The sequence below is a fragment of the Variovorax sp. V118 genome, assembly GCF_041154445.1.
Lineage (GTDB): Bacteria > Pseudomonadota > Gammaproteobacteria > Burkholderiales > Burkholderiaceae_C > Variovorax > Variovorax boronicumulans.
The window spans coordinates 5105806-5127574 of record NZ_AP028663.1 but is presented as its reverse complement, the minus strand read 5'-3'; the positions used below and the strand labels follow the sequence as shown (position 1 = coordinate 5127574).

24 protein-coding genes are annotated in these 21769 nt (G+C 69.1%); 13 read left to right on the top strand and 11 right to left on the bottom strand.

Features of this window, described 5'->3' with window-relative positions; all coding sequences use genetic code 11:
• Positions 1–233: 233 nt before the first annotated feature.
• Genes ACAM52_RS23855 through ACAM52_RS23830 form a run of 6 tightly spaced genes read right to left on the bottom strand, consistent with a single transcriptional unit; the run spans position 234 to position 4475 of the window.
• The gene (locus ACAM52_RS23855) at positions 234–926 is read right to left on the bottom strand and encodes a Crp/Fnr family transcriptional regulator (RefSeq protein WP_369644735.1); all 693 of its coding nucleotides are present in this window, start codon (positions 924–926) and stop codon (positions 234–236) included.
• Positions 927–971: 45 nt separating this feature from the next.
• Positions 972–1622, bottom strand: coding sequence for a histidine phosphatase family protein (locus tag ACAM52_RS23850; RefSeq protein WP_159273898.1), 651 nt, complete (start codon positions 1620–1622; stop codon positions 972–974).
• 22 nt (positions 1623–1644) lie between these two features.
• On the bottom strand, positions 1645–2268 hold the full coding sequence (locus ACAM52_RS23845; protein ID WP_369644734.1) for a DUF4136 domain-containing protein: 624 nt from the start codon (positions 2266–2268) through the stop codon (positions 1645–1647).
• Between the two features lie 47 nt (positions 2269–2315).
• A complete protein-coding gene (ttcA, locus tag ACAM52_RS23840; RefSeq protein WP_062477895.1) occupies positions 2316–3245 on the bottom strand; it encodes a tRNA 2-thiocytidine(32) synthetase TtcA in 930 nt (309 codons plus the stop codon).
• 52 nt (positions 3246–3297) lie between these two features.
• A complete protein-coding gene (locus ACAM52_RS23835; RefSeq protein WP_056576172.1) occupies positions 3298–3675 on the bottom strand; it encodes a dihydroneopterin aldolase in 378 nt (125 codons plus the stop codon).
• 14 nt (positions 3676–3689) lie between these two features.
• Positions 3690–4475, bottom strand: a complete 786-nt coding sequence (locus ACAM52_RS23830; RefSeq protein WP_369644733.1) for an SDR family oxidoreductase — start codon at positions 4473–4475, stop codon at positions 3690–3692.
• A 42-nt stretch (positions 4476–4517) separates the two neighbouring features.
• Here ACAM52_RS23830 and ACAM52_RS23825 point away from each other — a divergent pair, with 42 nt between their 5' ends.
• The 8 genes from ACAM52_RS23825 (at position 4518) to ACAM52_RS23790 (ending at position 11760) form a co-directional block, all read left to right on the top strand.
• Complete coding sequence (locus ACAM52_RS23825) at positions 4518–5630, top strand: class I SAM-dependent methyltransferase (protein ID WP_369644732.1); 1113 nt, start codon at positions 4518–4520, stop codon at positions 5628–5630.
• A gap of 360 nt (positions 5631–5990) precedes the next feature.
• Complete coding sequence (locus ACAM52_RS23820) at positions 5991–6890, top strand: TauD/TfdA dioxygenase family protein (protein WP_369644731.1); 900 nt, start codon at positions 5991–5993, stop codon at positions 6888–6890.
• 31 nt (positions 6891–6921) lie between these two features.
• Positions 6922–7932: an ABC transporter substrate-binding protein gene (locus ACAM52_RS23815; protein WP_369644730.1), complete on the top strand. Its 1011-nt coding sequence runs from the start codon at positions 6922–6924 to the stop codon at positions 7930–7932.
• A gap of 100 nt (positions 7933–8032) precedes the next feature.
• The gene (locus ACAM52_RS23810; protein WP_206167877.1) at positions 8033–8836 is read left to right on the top strand and encodes an ABC transporter ATP-binding protein; all 804 of its coding nucleotides are present in this window, start codon (positions 8033–8035) and stop codon (positions 8834–8836) included.
• Entirely contained in the window at positions 8833–9702 is an 870-nt protein-coding gene (locus ACAM52_RS23805; RefSeq protein WP_369644729.1) for an ABC transporter permease, read from the top strand. The genes ACAM52_RS23810 and ACAM52_RS23805 overlap by 4 nt, the downstream gene beginning before the upstream one ends.
• A 99-nt stretch (positions 9703–9801) precedes the next feature.
• Complete coding sequence (gene hisN, locus ACAM52_RS23800; protein ID WP_369644728.1) at positions 9802–10578, top strand: histidinol-phosphatase; 777 nt, start codon at positions 9802–9804, stop codon at positions 10576–10578.
• 9 nt (positions 10579–10587) lie between these two features.
• Entirely contained in the window at positions 10588–10782 is a 195-nt protein-coding gene (locus tag ACAM52_RS23795; protein WP_056575522.1) for a DUF2905 domain-containing protein, read from the top strand.
• 51 nt (positions 10783–10833) lie between these two features.
• Positions 10834–11760, top strand: a complete 927-nt coding sequence (locus ACAM52_RS23790; protein ID WP_307583105.1) for an ROK family protein — start codon at positions 10834–10836, stop codon at positions 11758–11760.
• Here ACAM52_RS23790 and ACAM52_RS23785 read toward each other — a convergent pair.
• Entirely contained in the window at positions 11733–13247 is a 1515-nt protein-coding gene (locus ACAM52_RS23785; RefSeq protein WP_159278525.1) for a PLP-dependent aminotransferase family protein, read from the bottom strand. The genes ACAM52_RS23790 and ACAM52_RS23785 overlap by 28 nt on opposite strands.
• Before the next feature lie 172 nt (positions 13248–13419).
• On the opposite strand from ACAM52_RS23785, the gene ACAM52_RS23780 reads away from it, so the two are divergent.
• Positions 13420–13755 carry a hypothetical protein gene (locus tag ACAM52_RS23780; RefSeq protein ID WP_369644727.1) on the top strand — a complete coding sequence of 112 codons (336 nt, stop codon included), beginning with the start codon at positions 13420–13422 and terminating at the stop codon, positions 13753–13755.
• 46 nt (positions 13756–13801) lie between these two features.
• Here the strand turns inward: ACAM52_RS23780 and glmU are convergent, their stop codons facing one another.
• The gene (gene glmU, locus ACAM52_RS23775) at positions 13802–15232 is read right to left on the bottom strand and encodes a bifunctional UDP-N-acetylglucosamine diphosphorylase/glucosamine-1-phosphate N-acetyltransferase GlmU (RefSeq protein WP_159278524.1); all 1431 of its coding nucleotides are present in this window, start codon (positions 15230–15232) and stop codon (positions 13802–13804) included.
• Between glmU and ACAM52_RS23770 the strand changes: the two genes are divergently transcribed.
• Positions 15231–16130, top strand: a complete 900-nt coding sequence (locus ACAM52_RS23770) for a DUF6279 family lipoprotein (RefSeq protein WP_369644726.1) — start codon at positions 15231–15233, stop codon at positions 16128–16130. The genes glmU and ACAM52_RS23770 overlap by 2 nt on opposite strands.
• A 14-nt stretch (positions 16131–16144) precedes the next feature.
• Here the strand turns inward: ACAM52_RS23770 and ACAM52_RS23765 are convergent, their stop codons facing one another.
• Positions 16145–16921, bottom strand: a complete 777-nt coding sequence (locus ACAM52_RS23765; protein ID WP_369644725.1) for a Crp/Fnr family transcriptional regulator — start codon at positions 16919–16921, stop codon at positions 16145–16147.
• 86 nt (positions 16922–17007) lie between these two features.
• On the opposite strand from ACAM52_RS23765, the gene ACAM52_RS23760 reads away from it, so the two are divergent.
• The gene (locus ACAM52_RS23760) at positions 17008–17424 is read left to right on the top strand and encodes a BLUF domain-containing protein (RefSeq protein WP_095948220.1); all 417 of its coding nucleotides are present in this window, start codon (positions 17008–17010) and stop codon (positions 17422–17424) included.
• 93 nt (positions 17425–17517) lie between these two features.
• On the opposite strand, the gene ACAM52_RS23755 is transcribed toward ACAM52_RS23760, so the two are convergent.
• Positions 17518–17835: a DUF2917 domain-containing protein gene (locus tag ACAM52_RS23755; RefSeq protein WP_062477930.1), complete on the bottom strand. Its 318-nt coding sequence runs from the start codon at positions 17833–17835 to the stop codon at positions 17518–17520.
• A 175-nt stretch (positions 17836–18010) separates the two neighbouring features.
• Here ACAM52_RS23755 and ACAM52_RS23750 point away from each other — a divergent pair, with 175 nt between their 5' ends.
• Complete coding sequence (locus ACAM52_RS23750) at positions 18011–18994, top strand: LysR substrate-binding domain-containing protein (RefSeq protein WP_062477933.1); 984 nt, start codon at positions 18011–18013, stop codon at positions 18992–18994.
• Between the two features lie 117 nt (positions 18995–19111).
• On the opposite strand, the gene ACAM52_RS23745 is transcribed toward ACAM52_RS23750, so the two are convergent.
• Positions 19112–19729, bottom strand: coding sequence for a 5-formyltetrahydrofolate cyclo-ligase (locus ACAM52_RS23745; protein ID WP_062477936.1), 618 nt, complete (start codon positions 19727–19729; stop codon positions 19112–19114).
• Between the two features lie 9 nt (positions 19730–19738).
• On the opposite strand from ACAM52_RS23745, the gene ACAM52_RS23740 reads away from it, so the two are divergent.
• On the top strand, positions 19739–21769 hold the full coding sequence (locus ACAM52_RS23740; RefSeq protein ID WP_070060072.1) for a lytic transglycosylase domain-containing protein: 2031 nt from the start codon (positions 19739–19741) through the stop codon (positions 21767–21769).

The window sequence follows — 21769 nt, the reverse complement described above, 5'->3', positions numbered from 1 at the left end:
TCAAAAGATGCCGGATGGCGATGAGCGTGAGCCACCCGGCCAGGAAGGACTTGTGCAGTCCAGCGTTACGCCACACCCGGACCATCGCCCATTGAAGGCGCTCCGGCCTCTCTCCTCAACGGCTCTCTCCATTCCCTCCGCCGCTGCTCTTCCCATGTGTGTGACGGGATGAATGATCGCGAGGGGATGAGGGTGTCGACGGTATCCAGCGATACAGGAAGCGGGCTTTTTCCTTACGGTGTCGCGTCGCGGAAACGATGCAGAGCCGGCGCATTCGGGATGGCGACCTGCCGGGCCCGCGTTTCAATGAGCCCTTCTCTCGCCAGCGAATTCAACGTGCGTGTGACGGTGACGCGGCTCAGGGCTGTCATGGCGCCGATCTGCTCGTGCGTCAGGTCCACGGTGAGTTGTTTCGGTGCCTGCGCCGATGGCGGGCGCGCCACCCGCAGCAGCAAGTCGATGACCCGCTCCTTGGGCGCCGCCGAGGCCACCCCGGCGAGCTTGGCGACGATCATGTGGTTCTTGAAGCCGAGCAGCTGGATCAACGAGGTCGCGAGCTCGGGCAGCGCCGAAAACTGCTGCGCAACATCTGCCGGTCGATAGCGGCTGAGAACGGCCGGCGCAACCGCCCGGGTCGTCGTCGGCCGGGGGCTGTCGGCAAACGCCGGGCCTTCGCCGAAGATCGCGCCCGGCCCGAAGATCTCGAGCAGGAACTCCGAGCCGTTGCTTCGGTGGATCGTGGAATGCACGAAGCCCGATCGCAAGAGATAGAAGTAATCGTGCCGTTCGCCTTCGCGCGCAATGGTGTCGCCGGCCTCCAGGGTGACGAAGCTTCCCAGGTGCGTGGCGTCGATCCAGGGCGCGGACAGCGACTGGGAGGCGTCCCAGCTGGCGTACGCCGAGGGCGTGGGGTTCGTTCTTTTCATGGGAGCGTCTTGCCCGGGGCGAAGAAAGGCAAGCGGCTCACCCCACTAGGTCGTGGTCTCGTCCAGCGGCGCGTCCGTCGCCAGGTGCGCGATGTCGCTCCAGCCGACGAGGCTGAAGCCCTCGGGCGTCCACAGCATGCGGTTGATGGCCGCGTTGCCGAGCTGCCAGGTGCGCGGCGCCTGCAGCTCCTGGCGCGTGGCGGCGCGGTAGAGCACGTCCATCACGCCGCCGTGGGCCACCAGCACCACGAGCTGGCCCGGGTGGCGCGCGGCGATGGCCGAGGCGGTGCCGGTCACGCGGTCGCGAAAGGTCAGCAGGCTCTCGCCGCCGCCTTCGGGCTCGAACTCGGGGTCGCGCTCGCGCCAGCGGCGCGCGTCCTCGGGCAGCGTGGCCTCGATCTCGGCGAAGCTCATGCCCTCGAAGCGGCCGAAGGCGCGCTCGCGCAGGCCCAGGTCGGGCTGCACCTCGAGGCCGTGGGGCTCGGCGATGGCCTGGGCGGTCTGCCAGGCGCGCGAGAGGTCGCTGGCATAGACCGCCGCGACCGGCTCGTCGGCCAGCGCCTGCCCGGCGCGCTGCGCCTGCCAGAGGCCGGTGGCATTGAGGCCGATGTCGAGGTGGCCCTGGATGCGGGTGTCGACGTTCCAGGCGGTTTCGCCGTGGCGCACGGCGATCAGGCGGGTGAGATTGGCTTCCATCCGTCCGAATTCTAGAAGTGCGTCATTTTTTGGCGGCCGGCGCGAGCTCGATGTTCACGCGGCGCTCGCCGGGCGGCGGGTTCGGAAAGCCCTGCAATGCGGCCTCGAACATCACCGGCAGGATCGCCGCGCTCGAGCTGTAGGGGCCGTCGTTGCGCGCGCGGGTCTCGTACACCACGCGGTGGCTGCCACCCGCCTCGCGCAGCACGAGGCTCACCTCGCGCTGGTACCAGGGGTTGGCCGGCGGCGTGAACATCGGGCCGCCGTACCAGCCGCTGCCATACCAGCGGTGGCCGTAGTAGCCGCCGTAGCCGTAGCCCCAGGGGCCGGGCCCGTACAGCCACGGATCGGCCCAGGGCGACAGCGCCGCCGTGACGCGCGCGCCGATCTGCGCCGTGTACTGCGGCCTTGTGTCGTCGCGGCGCAGGCCGACCTTGTCGAGCGCGGCCGCGGCCATGGCCTCCAGGCCTTCCTGGCGCGCCGTGTCGGCCTGCTGCGAAGGCAGGCGCTCGAAGCGGTAGGTGGCGCCGGGCGGCACGGTCGCGCCCGGCGTGGCAAAGCTCTTGACGTTGCTGTCGACCACCCAGGAGGTGGCGCAGCCGCTCAGGGTTGCTACCAAAAATAGAGCTGAAAACGCACGATACATAAGGGTCTCCGGGCCTGCGGCCCTCAAAGTCCCCTGGGTTGCCCGAGTCAGCCCTGGACGATGCGCAGGGCCGAGGGTGCCTGGGAGAGCAGGTCGAAAGCGGGCGTGTCGAAGGCCTTGTCGCCGTTCTCGTCGGCCACGCCCGTCGCCTTCAGACCCTGGAAGTCGTGCAGCGTTCCGTCCAGCAGGTGCGAAGGCACGACGTTCTGCAGCGCGGTGAACATGTTTTCCACGCGGCCGGGGTACTTCTTGTCCCACTCGCGCAGCATCTCGCCGACCTGCTTGCGCTGCAGGTTCTCCTGGCTGCCGCACAGCGTGCAGGGAATGATCGGGAACTCGCGGTGCTGCGCCCAGCGCACGGTGTCTTTTTCGGCCACGTAGGCCAGCGGGCGGATCACGATGTGCTTGCCGTCGTCGCTCACCAGCTTGGGCGGCATGCTCTTGAGCTTGCCGCCGAAGAACATGTTGAGGAAGAAGGTCTGCAGCATGTCGTCGCGGTGGTGGCCCAGCGCGACCTTGGTGGCGCCCAGCTCGTCGGCCACGCGGTACAGGATGCCGCGGCGCAGCCGGCTGCACAGGCCGCAGGTGGTCTTGCCCTCGGGAATGACGCGCTTGACGATGCTGTAGGTGTCCTGGTTCTCGATGTGGAAGGCCACGCCGAGCTCGCTCAGGTACTTGGGCAGCACCTCTTCGGGGAAGCCGGGCTGCTTCTGGTCGAGGTTGACCGCGACGATGTCGAAGTGGATGGGCGCGCGCGCCTTCATCTTGAGCAGGATGTCGAGCAGCGCGTAGCTGTCCTTGCCGCCCGAGACGCACACCATGACCTTGTCGCCCTCTTCGATCATGTTGTAGTCGACGATGGCCTGGCCGACCTGGCGGCACAGGCGCTTCTCGAGCTTGTGCGTCTCGCGTTCGATCTTCAGCGAGTTGGAGGGCGCACCGGCTTCGGGCGTATCGTCGATCCAGACGGCGTTCATTGGGGGGCTACTTCGGGCAAATCGGGGGAAAGACCCCCGATTTTGCCTTGGATCACCATTCCCCGGCTTCGATGCGGATGGCGACTTCGCAGTCGTCGAAGATTTCGAGCTTGGCGATCTTCACGCGCACGCCCCGCACGCCGGGCAGTTGCAGCAGGCGCTGCGCGAGCTTGCCGATCAGGCTTTCGAGCAGGTTGACGTGCTCGGCGGTGCACTCGTCGATGATGATGCGGCGCACCTTGCGGTAGTCCAGCACGTGGAAGATGTCGTCGTCCTGCGGCAGCAGCGGCTGCGGGCCGAGGTTGAGCTCGGCGTCCACCAGGATCGGCTGCGGCGCGGTCTTTTCCTGCTCCAGGATGCCCAGGTTGGCGTCGAAGCGCAGGCCCTGGAGGGTGAGTGTCTGGTGGCCGTGCGGTGTGTTCGTGGACATGGTGGTGGTGCTCGTCACATGAGCGAGAAGTCGCGCTCGAATTTCATGAGGTGCTGGCCGCCGTCGACGAGCAGCGTGGTGCCGGTGATCGAGCTGTTTTCCAGCGCGAACTTCACGGTGGCGGCCACGTCGTCCGATGTGGACGAGCGGCCCAGCGGCGACAGCTTGTGCAGCTGCGCGAACTTGTCGTCGTCGAGCATGTGGCTCGCCAGCGTGAGGCCGGGCGCCACGCCCACCACGCGCACGCGCGGCGCGAGCGCCAGCGCGAGCATGGGAGTGGCGGCTTCGAGTGCGGCCTTGGAGAGCGTGTAGCTCAGGAAGTCGGGGTTCGGGTTCCACAGCTTCTGGTCGAGCAGGTGCACCACGGCGCCGCCGTGCGCGTCGCGCCGGGCCAGGTGGTCGTGCAGCGCCTGCGCCAGCAGGATGGCCGCGCCGGTGTTGCTGCGCGCGTGGCGCTCCATGAGCGCGTAGCTGAAGCTGGCGGCGTCGTCGTGTTCGAAGAGGGCGGCGCTGTGCACCACGGCATCGACGGCACGAAAGCGTGCCGCCACGCGCGGCAGCAGGGCGCGCGTGGCCTGCTCGTCGGCCAGGTCGGCCTCGAACAGCGCCGAGTCGCCCGAGCGCGCGGCGCAGTCGGCCACGGTCTGCTCGGCCTCGGCGCGCGAGCTGCGGTAGTGCACCGCCACCTGCCAGCCGCCCGCGGCGAGCGCCAGCGCGATCTCGCGGCCCAGCCGGCGGCCCGCGCCCGTGACGAGGACGGTGCGGCGGCGATCGGGGGAGGTGGGTGGGATGGCGCTCATTCGGAGGAAGAAGACAGAAGACAGGAAGAGGACAATGGCGCCGTGACGACGCCAACGACAAACAGTTTACCCATCGCCCTCGACCATCTGATTGCCCGCTCCGTCGAGCGCGCGGGCGGATGGATCGGCTTCGACCGCTTCATGGCCCTGGCCCTGTATGCGCCGGGGCTGGGCTATTACGCCAACACTTCGGCCAAGTTCGGCCACATGCCCTCGTCCGGCAGCGACTTCGTGACCGCGCCCGAGCTGACGCCGATGTTCGGCCACACGCTCGCGGTGCAGGTGCTCGAGGCGCTGGAGAAGACGGGCACCGACACCGTGTGGGAGTTCGGTGCGGGCTCGGGGGCGCTGGCGGTGCAGCTGCTGCATGCGCTGGGCGAGATGGGGCGTAGCGACGTGCGCTACCGCATCGTCGATCTGTCGGGCACCTTGCGCGAGCGGCAGCAGCAGGCGCTGGCGGGGTATGCGGGGCGGGTCGAGTGGCTCGGGGAGCTGCCTGAGTCCATGGCGGGCGTGGTGGTCGGTAATGAGGTGCTCGACGCGATGCCGGTGCAGTTGCTGGCGCGGGTGAAGGGGGCCTGGTTCGAGCGGGGGGTGGTGAGGAATCCGGCGGGGGATGGGTGGACGTGGGCGGATCGGCCGACGGATCTTCGGCCGCCGGTCGAGGTGCCTGGGGTGCATGACTACCTCACGGAGGTGCATCCGCAGGCGCAGGCGTTCATTGCGACGCTGGCGGATCGGCTCGGGAAGGGGGCGGCCTTTCTCATCGACTACGGGTTTCCCGAGGGCGAGTACTACCACCCGCAGCGGCACATGGGGACGGTGATGTGCCATCGGGGGCACCAGGCGGATGGCGATCCTCTTTCGGAGGTGGGGTACAAGGACATCACGGCGCATGTGGACTTCACGGGGATTGCGGTGGCGGGGCAGGAGGCGGGGCTTGCTGTGCTCGGCTATACGAGCCAGGCGCGGTTTCTTTTGAACTGCGGGATCTTGAGGCGGATGGAGCGGGGGACTGTGGCGCAGCGGGGGATGGCGGCTCGGTTGATTCATGAGCATGAGATGGGGGAGTTGTTCAAGGTGGTGGGGTTTGCTGTGGGCGAACCTTGGGACGCCGTCGGGTTCTCTGAAGGGGATCGGAGTCACACGCTCTGAGGTCTTGTTTGTTTCCCGGGGCCGGGTCTCGCCCCGGCGGGCGACTCACTTTCTTTTGCTTCGCCAAAAGAAAGTAAGCAAAGAAAAGGCGACCCCACTGTCTGCGTCCCTCCGCTTCGCTGCGGGCAACCTGCGGTGCTCGCGTTTCGCGGGGTCTCGCCCAAACTCGCTTCGCTCAAACAACGGCGAGCCCTGATCCGCGAAACGCTGCGCTCCTCGGCGCAGCCAGAGGGGCTTGGATACCGGGCGGGCCGTCGCTTCGCTCGGCCCGGGGCTTGTGCTTTCAACGGAAAGACTTGGTCATAAGCAAGCAACAAAGACTTCGTTGGGGAATGGAGGGCGCGCTTCTACATTCGCGGCATGACTGCCGTTCTTTCCCGTGCAACCTCCACTGCCGAGGCCCCGGCGCAGCCCTTCGAGGTGCGGCCTTTCGATGCGCCTGTCGGTGCGGAGATCGTCGGGCTCGACATCGCTGAGCCGATCAACGCCGCCGACTTCCAACGCATTCACCGCGCGCACCTGGACCACCACGTGCTGGTCTTTCGCGACCAGCGCATCACGCCCGCGCAGCACATCGACTTCAGCCGCCGCTTCGGGCCGCTCGAGATCCACGTGCTGCACCAGTTCCAGCTGAAGAACCACCCCGAGATCCTGATCGTCTCGAACATCAAGGAGAACGGCGAGCCGATCGGTCTCGGCGACGCGGGCGTGTACTGGCACTCCGACATTTCGTATAAGCCCAACCCCAGTCTGGGCTCGCTGCTGCACGCGCAAGAGCTGCCGAGTGAAGGCGGCGACACGCTGTTTGCCGACCAGCACCTGGCGTGGGAGGCGCTGCCTGCCGAGCTGCAGCAGCGCATCCTGCCGCTGAAGGCCGAGCACAGCTACCTCGCGAAGTACGAGGAGCTGCGTGCGAAGAATCCGTGGCGGCCCAAGCTCTCGCAAGCGCAGATCGACCAGGTTGCACCCGCCGTGCAGCCTGTGGTGCGCACGCACCCGGAGACGGGGCGCAAGGCGCTGTTCGTCAGCGAGCACTTCACGACGCGCATCGTCGGCCTGCCGCAAGGCGAGAGCGACGCGCTGCTGGCCGAGCTGTTCGCGCACAGCGTGAAGCCCGAGTTCGTGTACCGCCACACGTGGGCGCCGCACGACCTGGTGTTCTGGGACAACCGCTCGCTGATGCACCTCGCGGCAGGCACGCCCGATCACCTGCGCCGCCGGCTCAACCGCACCACCATCGTGGGCGACACGCCGTTCTGATTTCTTTTCTTTCCCTTTTCCGGACTTTCCAATGAACAGCTTCACCCGCCGCGCCGCCGCGCTCGTCACCGGCCTCGGCCTTCTCGCCGGCAGCCTGGCCGCGCACGCCGAAGGGCAGATCCGCATCGCCGAGCAGTTCGGCATCGTCTACCTGCTGCTCAACGTGGCGCAGGAGCAGAAGCTGATCGAGAAGCACGCGAAGGCCGCGGGGGTCGATGCGAAGGTGGAATGGGTCAAGCTCTCGGGCGGGTCGGCGGTGAACGATGCGCTGCTGTCGGGCAACATCGAGATCGCGGGCGCCGGCGTGGGGCCGCTGCTCACGCTGTGGGACCGCACCAAGGGCAAGCAGAACGTGAAGGGCGTGGCCTCGCTGGGCAACTTCCCGTACTACCTGGTGAGCAACAACCCGAACGTGAAGTCGATCGCCGACTTCACGGACAAGGACCGCATCGCGCTGCCGGCCGTGGGCGTGTCGGTGCAGTCGCGGGTGCTGCAGATCGCGTCGGCCAAGCTGTGGGGCGACAAGGAGTTCAACAAGCTCGACAAGATCAGCGTGGCGCTGCCGCACCCCGACGCGGCGGCGGCGATCATCAAGGGCGGCACGGAGATCACGGGGCACTTCGGCAATCCGCCGTTTCAGGAGCAGGAGCTCGCGGGCAATCCGAACGCGCGCATCGTGCTGAACTCGTACCAGGTGCTGGGCGGGCCGTCGTCGGCCACGGTGCTGTACGCGACCGAGAAATTCCGCAACGAGAACCCCAAGACCTACAAGGCGTTCGTCGACGCGCTCGACGAGGCGGCGAAGTTCGTCACGGCCAACCCCGAGAAGGCGGCCGACATCTACCTGAAGGTGAGCAACGCCAAGCTCGACCGCGAGCTGCTGCTGAAGATCATCAAGAACCCCGAGGTGCAGTTCAAGACCGCGCCGCAGAACACCTACGTGTTCGCGGAGTTCATGCACCGCGTGGGAGCGATCAAGAACAAGCCGGCGTCGGTGAAGGACTATTTCTTCGACGATGCGCACACCGCCTCGGGGAACTGACGCGATGCTGTCCCGGCTCGAGCGCCTGGCGGGGCCGCCCGCCGCGGCCTTCCTCGGCGGCAGCGTGGCGCCGCAGCGGCCGGCACGGCGGCGCGGCGTGGTGGCCACGGGCGACGCGGCACCGCCGTACGTGCACGAGGCGCTGCTGCAGGTCGACGGCGTCAGCCTCGAGTACCGCACGCCCGAGCGCGTGGTGCGCGCCACGCACCGCGTGAGCTTCGACGTGCATGCCGCCGACCGCTTCGTGCTGCTCGGGCCTTCGGGCTGCGGCAAGTCCACGTTGCTCAAGGCCGTGGCCGGGTTCATCCCGCCGGTCGAGGGCGAGATCCGGCTCGACGGCCGGCGCGTGTCGCAGCCGGGCCCCGACCGCATCGTCGTGTTCCAGGAGTTCGACCAGCTGCCGCCGTGGAAGACGGTGAAGCAGAACGTGATGTTCCCGCTGCTCGCCTCGCGCACGCTGGGGCGCAAGGAAGCGGCTGAGCGCGCGCTGCACTACCTGGACAAGGTGGGCCTCTCGAAATTCGCCGACGTGCACCCGCACCAGCTCTCGGGCGGCATGAAGCAGCGCGTGGCGATCGCGCGGGCGCTGGCGATGCAGCCGCGCGTGCTGCTGATGGACGAGCCCTTTGCCGCGCTCGACGCGCTCACGCGCCGCCGCATGCAGCAGGAGCTGCTCGAACTGTGGGACGAGGTGCGCTTCACGCTGCTGTTCGTCACGCACTCGATCGAGGAGGCGCTGGTGGTGGGCAACCGCGTGGCGCTGCTGTCGCCGCACCCGGGGCGCATGCGCGCCGAACTCAACAGCCACGGTTACTCGCTGGACAGCCTGGGCGGTGCGGACTTCCAGGCGACGGCGCGGCGCATCCACGACATGCTGTTCGAGGAAGAACAGGGCACCCCATGAGCACCCTGACGCCACCCATCCGCCCCGAATACGAACGCACGCTCGAGCCCTTCACCGAGCTGCCGGTCGAACGCGCGCTGCCGCTGGCCACGCGCCTCGCCTCGCACACCTGGCTGCGCAAGGGCCTGATCCTCGCGGTCATCGCCGTGCTGTGGGAGCTGGCGGCGCGCTGGCAGGACAACGACCTGCTGCTGCCCACCTTCACCGCCACCGCCCGTGCATTGGTCGAAGGGCTGGCGAGCGGCGAGCTGGTCGAGAAGGTGCGCATCTCGCTGGCCGTGCTGCTGCAGGGCTACCTCGCGGGCGTGCTGCTGGCCTTCGGGCTCACCACGCTGGCCGTGTCCACGCGCATCGGGCGCGACCTGCTGGACACGCTGACCTCGATGTTCAACCCGCTGCCCGCGATCGCGCTGCTGCCGCTGGCGCTGCTGTGGTTCGGGCTGGGCCGGGGCAGCCTGGTGTTCGTGCTGATCCACTCGGTGCTGTGGCCGCTGGCGCTCAACACCTATGCGGGCTTCCAGGGCGTGCCCGAGACGCTGCGCATGGCGGGGCGCAACTACGGGCTGAAGGGGCTGCGCTACGTGCTGCAGATCCTGGTGCCGGCCGCGCTGCCGTCGATCCTGTCGGGGCTGAAGATCGGCTGGGCCTTTGCGTGGCGCACGCTGATCGCGGCGGAGCTGGTGTTTGGCGCCTCGTCGGGCAAGGGCGGGCTGGGCTGGTACATCTTTCAGAACCGCAACGAGCTGTACACCGACCGCGTGTTCGCGGGCCTGGCGCTGGTGGTGCTGATCGGCCTGCTGGTGGAAAGCCTGGGCTTTCGCACACTGGAGCGGCTCACCGTGCGGCGCTGGGGCCAGCAGCGCTAGCCCGCAGGGGAAGGGGCCGGGCGGACGAATGCCCCGGCGATGGCGCAAGGGCTGCGGGCTCGGGTCTAATCGCAGCTTTTGGCACGCGTTCTCCTTCCCATGAGCTCTTCCGCCCCCGACCTTTCCGCGATCGCCGGTGCGCTGGCCGATGCCGCCGCCGCCCAGTCGATGCGCTACTTCCGCACGCCGCTGGACATCATCACCAAGGCCGACGAAAGCCCGGTCACGCTGGCCGACCGCGCCGCCGAAACGGCCATGCGCGAGATCCTCGGCGCGTGCGTGCCGGTCGACGGCATCTTCGGCGAGGAGCACGGCCCCGAGCGGCTCGACGCCGACCGCATCTGGGTGCTCGATCCGATCGACGGCACACGCAGTTTCATCACCGGCTCGCCGTTGTGGGGCACGCTCATCGGCGTGCTGCAGGGCGGTCGCGTGGTGCTGGGCATGGTCGACATGCCGGTGCTGAAAGAGCGCTGGATCGGCGAGGCCGGCAAGGGCGCGACGCGCGACGGCCAGCCCGTGCGCGTGAGCGGCTGCACCGAGATCGCCAAGGCCCGCATCGTGACCACCTCGCCTGACATCTTCTCGCCGGCCGACTGGAGCGCCTTCGACCGCCTGAGCCGCCAGTGCGCGATGCGCCGCTTCGGCGGCGACTGCTACGGCTACGCGCAACTCGCGGGCGGCACCATCGACCTCGTGGTCGAGACCGGCCTGCAGCCCTACGACTTCCTGGGCCCGGCGGGCCTGATCGAAGCCGCCGGCGGCGTCGTCACCGACTGGGAGGGCCGGCCGCTGGGGCTGAATCCCGACCAGCGCGTGATCGCGGCCGCCACACCCGAACTTCACCGACAAGCCCTGGCGGTACTGGCCGCCTAGACTGTCTGCATGTTCCGCTGGCTGATCGTCGTCGTCCTGGCGCTGGTGCTCATGAGCGGCCTGACCGCCTGGCTGCGCCGCTTCGGCTTCGGACGGCTGCCCGGCGATTTCGAGTTTCGCGCCTTCGGCCGCGACTGGCAGCTGCCGATCGCGAGCACGGTGGTGCTCAGCATGATCGCGGCGCTGGTCGCGCGGCTGCTCTGAGCACGGCGCGGCGATGCCTGAGAAGTGCTTGAGAAAGAAGAGAACCCCGCAATGAGAGCCTGCGTAGACATCGGTGGCACCAAGGTCGCCGTGAGCCTTTCCGCTTCGAGCGACGCGCCGCTGATCGGCCGCCGCAGCGAGCCCACCGCCAAGACCGGCAACAACGACGCCGTGGCGGTGCAGATCCTGCGGCTCATCGACGAGGTGTGCGCCGAGCAGGGCATCGACCCGGCCAGCATCGACCGCGTGGGCGTGTCGTCGACCGGGCCCTTCGAGCTGCACGACGGCATGGTCGAGCTGGCCACGCCCAACATCTGCGGCGGCATCGCCGGCCCCTCGCGCGGGCTGCCCAACAACTGGATGACGGCCATCGTCGAGGCGCCGCTGGCGCGCCGCTTCGCCCGCGTGCGCGTCGAGAACGACGCCGTGGCCGCGCTCGAGGCCGAGCGCCACTGGGGCGCGCTGAAGGGGCTCGACAACTGTGCCTACGCGACCTGGAGCACCGGCGTGGGCGTGGGCCTGTGCGTCGACGGCAAGGCGCTGCGCGGCAAGAACGGCAACGCCGGCCACGCGGGCCACAGCTTCGTGGTCGACGACGACAGCGGCGCGCTGTGCGGCTGCGGCAACCTGGGCGACGTGGAAGCGCTGGCGGGTGGCAACTCGATTGCGCACCGCTTCGGCCAACCCGCGGCCGATCTGTTCACAGCCGCCGCGGCCGGTGACGCCGCTGCCCTCGAGAAGGCCGACGCGCTGTGCCGCGTGATCGGTCGCATGCTCTACAACCTGGTCATCACGCTCGACCTGCAGCGCATCAGCCTGGGCGGCAGCGTGTTCTGGCACCACCGCGACTTCGTGCTGCCGCGGCTGCAGGCGCAGGTCGACGGCAAGCTGCCGCCGCTCACGCGCGGCGTGCTGCTGGTGCCCGCCGGACTCGGCGACAAGGTGGGCGACTACGCGGCCCTGGCGCTGCTCGACTGAGTTGCAGCGCGCGGCGACCGGACCAGGGTCGCCGGCTGGTTTTTCTGCGCCGCGCAGCCTTCCTCGACGATCCGCCCGAGCCGCCGCAGCCCCGCATCGACCGCTTCGCTGAAGGGCCAGCCGCAGTTGATGCGCAGGTAGTGGTCGAAGCGCGAGGCGTTCGAGAACTGCGCGCCCGGTGCCACCAGCATGTGCTCGCGCAGGGCCGCCTCGAACACCGCCACCGACGACAGCCGCTCGGGCAGTTCCACCCACAGCTGGAAGCCGCCGCGCGGCAGGTTCAGCCGGGTGCCGGCCGGAAAGTAGCGGGCGATGGCGTCGGCCGTCTGGTCGCGCTGCGTGTGCAGGCGTTCGCGCAGGCGGCGCAGGTGGCGGTCGTAGCCGCCGCTGGCAATGATCTCGCCCGCGGCGATCTGCGCCAGCGCCTCGTTGTTGCGCGTCTGCGCGTACTTGAGCATCTCGACCTGCGCGTGCCAGCGCCCGGCCGTGATCCAGCCCAGCCGCAGGCCCGGCGCCAGCACCTTGTGCAGCGAGGCGCAATACACCACGTTGCCCGTGCGGTCCCAGGACTTGATGGCGCGCGGCGGCACCTCGGTTTCCACCAGGTCGCTGTAGGTGTCGTCCTCGACCAGCGCGATGCCGTGGCTTTCGCACAGCTGCACCAGCCGCTGCTTGTGGGCGTCGGGCATCACGCTGCCGATGGGGTTCTGCAGGTGCGGCACCACCACCACGGCCTTGATGTCGTCGTAGGTGTGGATGGCCAGGTCGAGCGCTTCCAGCGAGATGCCGGTCTGCGGGCTGGTGGGAATCTCCAGCCCGCGCAGGCCCAGGCTTTCGAGCACCTGCAGCAGGCCGTAGAAGGTGGGCGATTCGACCGCCACGGTGTCGCCGGGCTTGGCGATGGCGCGCAGCGCGAGGTTCAGCGCCTCGATGCAGCCGTTGGTGACCAGCACGTCGTCGGGCGCCACCGTCATGCCCACGCGCAGGTTGCGCTGGGCCACCACCTGTCGGAACTGCTCGTGGCCCTTTTGCGAGGAGGCCGTGGTGAGCAGCTCGGGGCGCTGGCGCAGCGCGCGCGTCATGGCGTTGCGCAGCGCCTCGGCCGGGTAGAGCTCGGGGGCTGCGCGCGAGATCGCGAAGTTGAGCTTCACGTCGTTGAGGCGTCCGCGCGCCATGAAGTTGGCCATGCGCGTGCGCATGTTGACGAACTGCGCCGGGTCGGGCGGCAGGCCGGACACGGGTTCTTCCATCGCCGCGATGGCCAGGCGCTGCGGACGGCGCACGAAGTAGCCCGAGCGGTCGCGCGCCTCGACCCAGCCTTCGCTTTCCATGGCGCGGCACACCTGCAGCGCGGTCGAGAGGCTGATGTCGTGCAGCCGCATCAGGCTGCGCAGCGAGGGGAGCTTGTCGCCGGCCTTGAGCGAACCGGCGTGGATCGCGTCCACGTAGTGCGCCGCGAGCTGGCGGTAGAGCGGTAGCGAGTCCATGGGTCGATGTTCCCCGCATCGGGCATCCGAAAACAGATGCAGTTGACCGGGAAAAAGACCATAACAGATGGCGTGGCGGCCCGGCTGTTCCGGTCGCAATAGCCGTCGGGTGTGCCTGTTTTTCGGGCGGCGGAATTCCTACGATGAAGCCCACATCCACCCGAGGTCCGCCATGATCACCACCCTGTCCGAAGCCCCCGATTCCATCGTCCTCGAACCCGGCCAGTCGCTGCGCACCGCGGTCGACGCGGGCGCCTGGCTGCAGCTGGCCGAGGGCCGCGCTCGCGTGGTGTCGCCGCCGGGCTGGCTGGGCGAGACGGTGTTCATGACCGAGACGCTGCTCGGCGAGGGCGACATGCACTGCGTGCCGCAGGGCGGGTGGATCGAGGTGTCGGCGGTGACGGCGGTGCACCTGCGGGTGCATGCGCCCCAGCGCGTCGCCCTGGCCACGGCGCCGGTGGCGGCACGGCCGGTGATGCGCTTCGTGCGCCTGCTGACGGGGTGGTGAGGTCCGGGGCAGGGCGCCTGCCCCGAACCAGAACCCGAAGCCGCCGTCAGTTCTTCGGCAACTTCTGCGGCCGCTTCCAGTTCGCGAAGCTGACCTGCTTGCCCCGCGCCACGGTCAGCGCGCCGGGCTCGGTCGACTTGTTCACCGTCGAGCCGCCGCCGATGGTGCCGCCCGCGCCGATGGTCACGGGGGCCACGAGCACGCAGTTGCTGCCCACGTGCACGTCGGCCTCGATCACGGTGCGGTGCTTGTTGGCGCCGTCGTAGTTGGCCGTGATGCTGCCCGCGCCGTAGTTCACGCGCTCGCCCACCGTGGCGTCGCCCAGGTAGGCCAGGTGGTTGGCCTTGGCCCCGGCCGCCAGCGTGGAGTTCTTGACCTCGACGAAGTTGCCGATGTGCACCTCGGCGCCCAGCTGGGCACCGGGCCGCAGCCGCGCAAACGGCCCGACCAGCGCGCCTGCGCCCACCGTCACGCCGGCCTTCTCGCCGTCGATGTGGGTGAAGGGGTGGATCACCGCGCCCGCCTCGATGCGCACGTTGGCAATGACGCAGTTCGCGCCGATGCGCACGCCTTCGCCCAGCGACACCGTGCCTTCGAACACGCAGTTGACGTCGATGTCGACGTCGGCGCCGCAGCTCAGCGTGCCGCGCAGGTCGAAGCGCGCCGGATCGGCCAGGCGCACGCCCTGTTCCATCAGCGCGTTGGCCTGGCGCAGCTGCCAGGCGCGCTCCAGCGCCGCGAGCTGGGCCGGGCTGTTGATGCCGGCCACCTGCAGCGCGTCGGTCGTGACATGCGCCACCACCGGCACGCGGTCGTCGGCCGCGAACTTCACGATGTCGGTCAGGTAGTACTCGCCCTGGGTGTTCTTGTTGTCCAGCCGCGCCAGCCAGCCCTTGAGCAGCCGCGCGGGCGCGGCCATCACGCCGCTGTTGATCTCGCGCACGGCGCGCTGCGCCTCGGTGGCGTCCTTGTGCTCGACGATGGCCGTCACCTCGCCGCCGGCACGGGTGCGGATGATGCGGCCGTAGCCCGTGGGGTCGTCGAGTTCAATGGTCAACAGGGCGAGCCGCTCGCCACCGCTGGCAGCGATGAGGGTGCGCAGCGTGTCTTCGGCGATCAGGGGCACGTCGCCCGACAGGATCACCACCGTGCCGTCGTCCGGCAGCTGCGGCGTGGCCTGTTGCACGGCGTGGCCGGTGCCCAGCTGGGGCTCCTGGCGCGCGAAACCGAGGGCGGCGGCGTTCACGGCGGTGGCCTTGATGGCGGACTCGACCTGCTCGGCGCCGTGGCCCGTCACGACCACGACATGGCGCGCGCCGATGCGCGCGGCGGTGTCGGTCACGTGGGCCAGCAATGCGCGGCCGGCCAAACGATGCAACACTTTGGGCAGCTTGCTCTTCATGCGCGTGCCCTTGCCGGCCGCCATGATGACGACGTCGACCGGTCCCTGGTTGCTCTGCTGCGGAGTCTGATTCATGCGCTTTTCTTCCCGGATTCGTTGTGCTGGACTGGCCCGAATTATCGGTGTGCTGCTGCTGGCCGCTGCCCTGGGGGCTTGCAGCGCGGTCAAGCTCGCCTACAACAACCTGCCCGAGCTGAGCTACTGGTGGCTCGACGGCTACTTCGACTTCGACGGCGCCCAGACCCCCAAGGTGCGCGACGAGCTCGCCCAACTGCTGGCCTGGCACCGCCAGAACGAGCTGCCGCGCATCATCGGCCTGCTGCAGGAGGCCCAGGGCCTGGCGAGCGCCGAGGTGACGCCGGCCCAGGCCTGCCAGCTGGCCGACCGCGTCCGCGAGCGCCTGCTCGCCGTCACCGAGCGCGCCGAGGCCGCCAGCGCCGAACTCGCACTGAGCCTGAGCGACGCGCAGCTGCAGCAGCTCGAACGCAAGTACGCGAAGAACAACACCGACTACCGCAAGGACTGGCTCGATCGCAGCCCCGCGCAGGTGCAGGAGAAGCGCTACGACCAGTTCCTCGAGCGCCAGGAAGACTTCTACGGCCGCCTCACGACCGAGCAGCGCGCGCTGCTGCGCCAGCAGGTGGCGCAATCGGTGTTCAGCCCGAAGCTGGCGTACGAGGAGCGGCGCCAGCGCCAGCAGGAGGCGTTGGTGCTGCTGCGCGGCTTCCTGGGCGGCAACGGCGGCCCGCGCGCTTCGCCGGCCGAGGCCCGCGCCGCGCTGCATGCCTACATCCAGCGCATCGCCGATCCGCCGCCCGGCCCGTGGCGCGACCAGCAGCAGGCGCTGCTGCAGGAAGGCTGCCGCAACCTGGCGGCGCTGCACAACACCACCAGCGCCACGCAGCGCGAGCAAGCGGTGCGGCGGCTGCAGGCCTACCAGGGCGACCTGCGGCAGCTGGTGGCGGCGCGCTGAGGCAGGCAGCGCCTTCAGATCATCGGCACCGGGCGCAGCGGGCGCTCGAAGTAGTCGCCCAGCGTTTCGAGCGCGTGCGGCTCCAGGATGCGCAGCCAGCCGCCGTCGAGCTTGTACAGGCCCAGGCGCTGCAAGCGCCGCATCGTCTTGTTGGTGTGCACCAGCGACAGCCCCAGCGCGTCGGCGATGTGCTGCTGGTTGAACGGAAACTCCACCCAGCCGTCGCGCACCATGCCCACGCGCTGGGCGCGCCGGTACAGGTGCATGAGCAGCATGGCCACGCGCTCGCCGGCGTTGCGACGCCCGGCGGTGACGAGGTGGTCGTCCACCAGCTTTTCCTCGCGCGCGGCCAGCCAGGTGATGTCGTAGCCGAGCCGGGGCTGGGTCTGGAACAGCGCCCACAGCCGTTCGCGCGCGAAGGCGCACAGCGTGGCGTCGGTCACGGCCTCGACGCCGTGGGTCTGGCCGTCGGCGAACTCGTCCTGCAGGCCGATGAAGTCGCCGGGCAGCAGGAAACCCAGGATTTGCCGCCGGCCGTCGCTCAGGGTCTTGTAGCGGAAGGCCCAGCCCGCGTAGAGCGTGAACAGCTGCGGGCTGGCGCGGTGCTCGTCGACGATGGTGCCGCCCGCCTCGACGCGCCGGGTGCCGCTGCGAAAGGACTGGATCGCCTCAACTGCTGCGCCGTCACCGGCAGGAAGGCCTCCAGGCGCCGCAGCGCGCAGTGTTCGCAGGGGTTCGCACCCTGCGGCGGGGAGGCGGCAACGGGGTAGTCCTCGAACTTCACGCAGCACTATAGGCTGGCGGGGCTATGTCTTTTGACATTTCGAGGCGCAGGATGGCCCCCTAGACTCGAAACGATGTCCCCTTCTTGCACCGCATGACACAAGAACAAGCCTCTGCAGAACTCCTGTACGAATTCCTCTATTGCAGCCTGCTCGCCCCCGACCTGCCGCCCGCCACCGTGGGCGCGATCGTCACCCAGGCCCGCGCGCGCAACGCCGAGGACGGCATCTCCGGCCTGCTGGTGTTCGACGGCCAGTGCTTCTGCCAGCATTTCGAGGGGCCGCGCGAGGCGGTGCAGGCGCTGATGGCGCGGCTGCAGCGCGATCCGCGCCACGTGGCGCTCGTGGTGGTCCACGACGGCCCGCTGGCCGCCCGGCGCTACAGCGGGTTTGCGATGGGCCTGGCCGAATGCGAAGGCCCGGACCCGGTCTCGGGCCTGCGGGCCCTGCGCGGCGAGGCGGCGCTGGCGCACTTCCTGGCGCTGCGCGCCAGCTTCGACATCAGCACCTGACCGGCTGACTGACGGAAAACTGAAAACGACGGGCAAAGAAAAAGGCGGCCGAAGCCGCCTTTGTTCAGAAGAGCCGGGAGTGCAGGCGGTCGGTCAGACCGGGTCCCACACGTAGGTGGCACCGTAGCCATCCCAGGCTTCCATGACGATGCGCTGGCCGGCGGCCACGGTGAGCGACTCGCCCGGGGCCAGCACGATGTCTTCGCTGGGGCCATGGGCGGTGGCGTCGGGCGTGACCCACACGCGGCCCTGCTTGACGCGCAGCACGCTCGCCGACCGCGCCTTCAGGCTCATCGCCTCGCCGGGCGCAATCTGCCAGGCGCCACGGCGCACGGCCGGCGGAATGGCCGCGGTGCGGGTGGAACGGGACAGGGAAGCGAGCGATTCGTTGGTGCAGACGGCGGTGGACATGATGAGGACTCCTTGGCTGATCCGAAGCGCCTTTGACAGACAGAGAGGTTGGCGCAGTTCGGGAATGAATGATCGTTTTTGCGGCCTTGGAGGTCCAATGAAAACGAGGTAGCCTACTGATGCGATTCCCGCATCAATCAACTGGGCGCCGGGAACGCACACCAAAGTCATACCCATGCAACATTCGCAAACCCACCTGCGCTCCCGCCCCATTTCGGCGGGGCACCTGCGGGCCTTCGAGGCGGTCGCGCGGCACCTCAATTTCCGCGCCGCGGCCGAGGAAATGGCGCTCACCCAGTCGGCCGTGAGCCGGCAGATCCAGTCGCTCGAAGAGGAAGTGGGCGTGTCGCTGTTCCTGCGCCACACGCGGGCGGTCGAGTTGACCAGCGCCGGGGCGCAGCTGCTGCTGTCGGTGCAGCAGGCGCTGCCGCGCATCGACATGGCCGTGCGGCAGATCCGCCAGAGCGCGGGGCGCAAGAGCGTCGCGCTCACCACCTTCGCCTCGTTCGCGTCGATGTGGCTGATCCCGCGGCTGGAGGCCTTCCAGCGCGACAACCCCGAGATCGACATCCGCATCGACGCCAGCGACATCGCGGTCGACCTCGACGTGGCCGACGTGGACATCGCGCTGCGCTACGGCCCGCCCGAAGGCATGCCGCCCGGCGCCGTGCGGCTGTTCGGCGAAACGCTGACGCCGGTGGCGAGCCCGTGGCTCATCAAGAGCAACCCGCCGATCAAGACGCCGGCCGACATCGCCCGCTTCACGCTCATCGAGGCCGGCGACGCGCACCGCACGCACCTGGAATGGCTCACGTGGCGGCGCTGGTTCGAAGTGAACGGGCTGGAGCGCGCGCAGCCCAAGCGCTGGCTCTATTTCAACTATGCGTACCAGATGGTGCAGGCCGCGCTCACGGGCCAGGGCCTGGTGCTGGCGCGCAGCTCGCTCATTGCCGAAAGCCTGGCCAACGGCGACCTGATCGAGGTGCTGCCGCAGCACCGGCTGGATTCACCGATGGCCTACTGGCTCATCTCGGGGCCGCGCAATGCGCTGCGGCCCGAGATCAAGGCCTTTTCCGACTGGCTGGAGGCGCAGGCCGTGACCACGCGCCAGACCATCGGCGAGGTGCCCGACCCCGACACCGTCGACAACCTCGATTGACGGAAAGGATTTGTCCCTTCCAGGAACACCGCGGAACCGGCTTTGCCGGGCCGCTGGTGTTGCCCCCGGCGAGGGGGTTGGCGAAGCGACACGAAGTGCGCGCAGCCTGGGGGAGAGTCAAGTGACTGGCCAGACGACGCCGTTGTCGTTGAGGATGGCGTCCAGGGGCAGGTCGTGCGCCTCGGGCTCGAAGTCTTCGAGGAAGCCGTTCGTGAAGCCCAGCCCCACGGTGAACGGCCGGGGCTCGAGCGCCGCCAGCGTGCGGTCGTAGAAACCGCCGCCGTAGCCCAGCCGGTAGCCGCCCGCGCTGTAGCCCACGCAGGGCACGAACAGCAGGGTCGGCACGATCAGCTCGGTGTCCTTGGGCTTGGGAATGCCGTAGGCGTCTTCTTCCATCTGGCAGCCCGGGTACCAGGCATGGAAGGTGAGCGTCTTGTGAACTTTGTCGATCACCGGCAGTCCGATGCGGCGGCGCTGCGTTTCTTCCATGAGTTCGCCGTCTTCCTTCCAGCGATGCAGTGCGGGCAGCGGGTCGAACTCGCCCTTGATCGGCCAGTAGGCGCCGATCACGGTGTCGGGCCGGCCGACCAGCCAGATCCGCATCACCCGCTGCAACAGGTCGGCCCGCGCGAGGCGGTCGGGCAGCGCCAGGCGCTGCTCGATGAGCGCCTTTCGCAGTTGACCCTTCAGAAAACTCGCCGTGGCCGAGGTGTCGGCATCCTTTGACTTGTCCATAATCCCCCGATGCAGTTCCCAAGCATTTTGGCATCCGCGCGCGCTCGTCAGCGTCGCGGCGCGCCCGCCCTGGTTTTTTCCGCCGTTCTCGCACTCGCCGCGCTGCTGTCGCAACAGCCCGCCGCCGCGCAGAACAACACCAACGACGACGTGCTGGTCCAGATGAAGCAGGCCTTCCAGCGCGGCGACAAGGCCCGTCTCACGGCCTTGCTGCCGCAGGCCCGCGGCCACGCACTCGAACCCTGGGCCGCCTACTGGGAGCTCAAGGCCCGCCTGCAGGAAGCCGCGCCCAACGAGGTGCAGGACTTCTACGCGCGCTATCCCAACACCTACCAGGAAGACCGCCTGCGCAACGACTGGCTGCTGCTGCTCGGCCAGCGCCGCGACTGGGACGGTTTTGCCGCCAACATCGCCGGCTTCCGCATGGGCGACGACGCCCAGGTGCGCTGCTACGCGGTGCTGGTCGACACGCTGCGCACCGGCACGGCCACGCAGGCGCAGGCCGACGAGGTGCGCCGCAACTGGTTCGCGCAGAAGGACAGCGACGACGGCTGCCTCACCGCCGCCGACCGCATGGTCGCGGCCCGCCTGATGACGACCAACGACGCCTGGAAGAAGGCGCGCCTGGCCATCGAGGCCAACCGGCCCGCGGCCGCGCGTGGCGCCGTCACCATCGCCGCGCCCGACGCGCTGCCGCTGTTCGAAGAGGTCAACGCCAGCGCCGCCAAGTTCCTCACGGGCCGCGCCTTCGTGGCCGCCAAGTCGCGCAAGGAACTGGTGGTGCTCGCGCTCATCAAGATCGCGGTGGCCGACCCCGACCAGGGCGCCGCGCAGCTCGACGGCAAGTGGGGCCCGATGCTTTCCGCCGAAGAGCGCAACTGGGTCTGGGGCACCATCGGCCGTGCGGCCGCGAACAAGCTCTCGCCGATGGCCGTGAGCTATTTCGGCAACGTCACGAAGAACAGCGACCTGTCCGACGACATGCTCGGCTGGCGCGTGCGCGCCGCCCTGCGCGCCAGCCAGTGGAAGGACGTTGCGCCCGCCATCAACGCCATGAGCGACGCCGCCCAGCAGGACCCGACCTGGGTCTACTGGAAGGCCCGCGCGCTCAGCAGCGCCGGCGGCGACGAGCGCCGCGCCCAGGCCCGCGAGCTGTACACCAGCATTGCCGGTACGCGCGGTTTCTACGAAATGCTGGCGCTCGAAGAGCTGGGCCAGCGCGTCGTGGCGGCCACGCGGCCCGCGCCGCTCACGCCCGAAGAAAAGAACGCCGCGCGCACCAACCCGGGCTTGCAGCGCGGCCTGCAGGCCATCGGCATGGGCCTGCGCTCCGAAGGCACGCGCGAGTGGAACTACGCCACCAACCTGCACGACAAGGGCGGCATGGACGACCGCGCCCTGTTGGCCGCCGCCGACCTGGCCTGCCAGCGCGAGGTGTGGGACCGCTGCATCAACACCAGCGAGCGCACCAAGGGCGTGATCGACGTCGAGCAGCGCTTCCCCATGCCCTTCCACGACACGGTGCTGCGCAAGAGCCAGGACATCGGCCTGGACCCCGCATACGTGTACGGCCTGATCCGCCAGGAAAGCCGCTTCATCATGGACGCGCGCTCGGGCGTCGGCGCCTCGGGCCTGATGCAGGTCATGCCCGCCACGGCGCGCTGGACCGCCCGCAAGATCGGCCTGACCGACTTCACGCCCGGCCAGATCAACGACCGCGAGACCAACATCACCATCGGCACCAACTACCTGAAGCTCGCGCTCGACGACTTCGACGGTTCGATGGCGCTGGCCGCCGCGGCCTACAACGCCGGCCCGGGCCGCCCGCGCAACTGGCGCAACGGCCCGGTGATCGACGCGGCCATCTGGGCCGAGAACGTGCCCTTCAACGAGACGCGCGACTACGTGAAGAAGGTGCTGGCCAACACCACCAACTACGCCGCCATCATCAGCGGCAAGCCGCAGTCGCTGAAGGAACGCCTGGGCCGCGTGGGCCCGCGCAACGCCAACGAGCCGGAACCCAACAAGGACCTGCCCTGA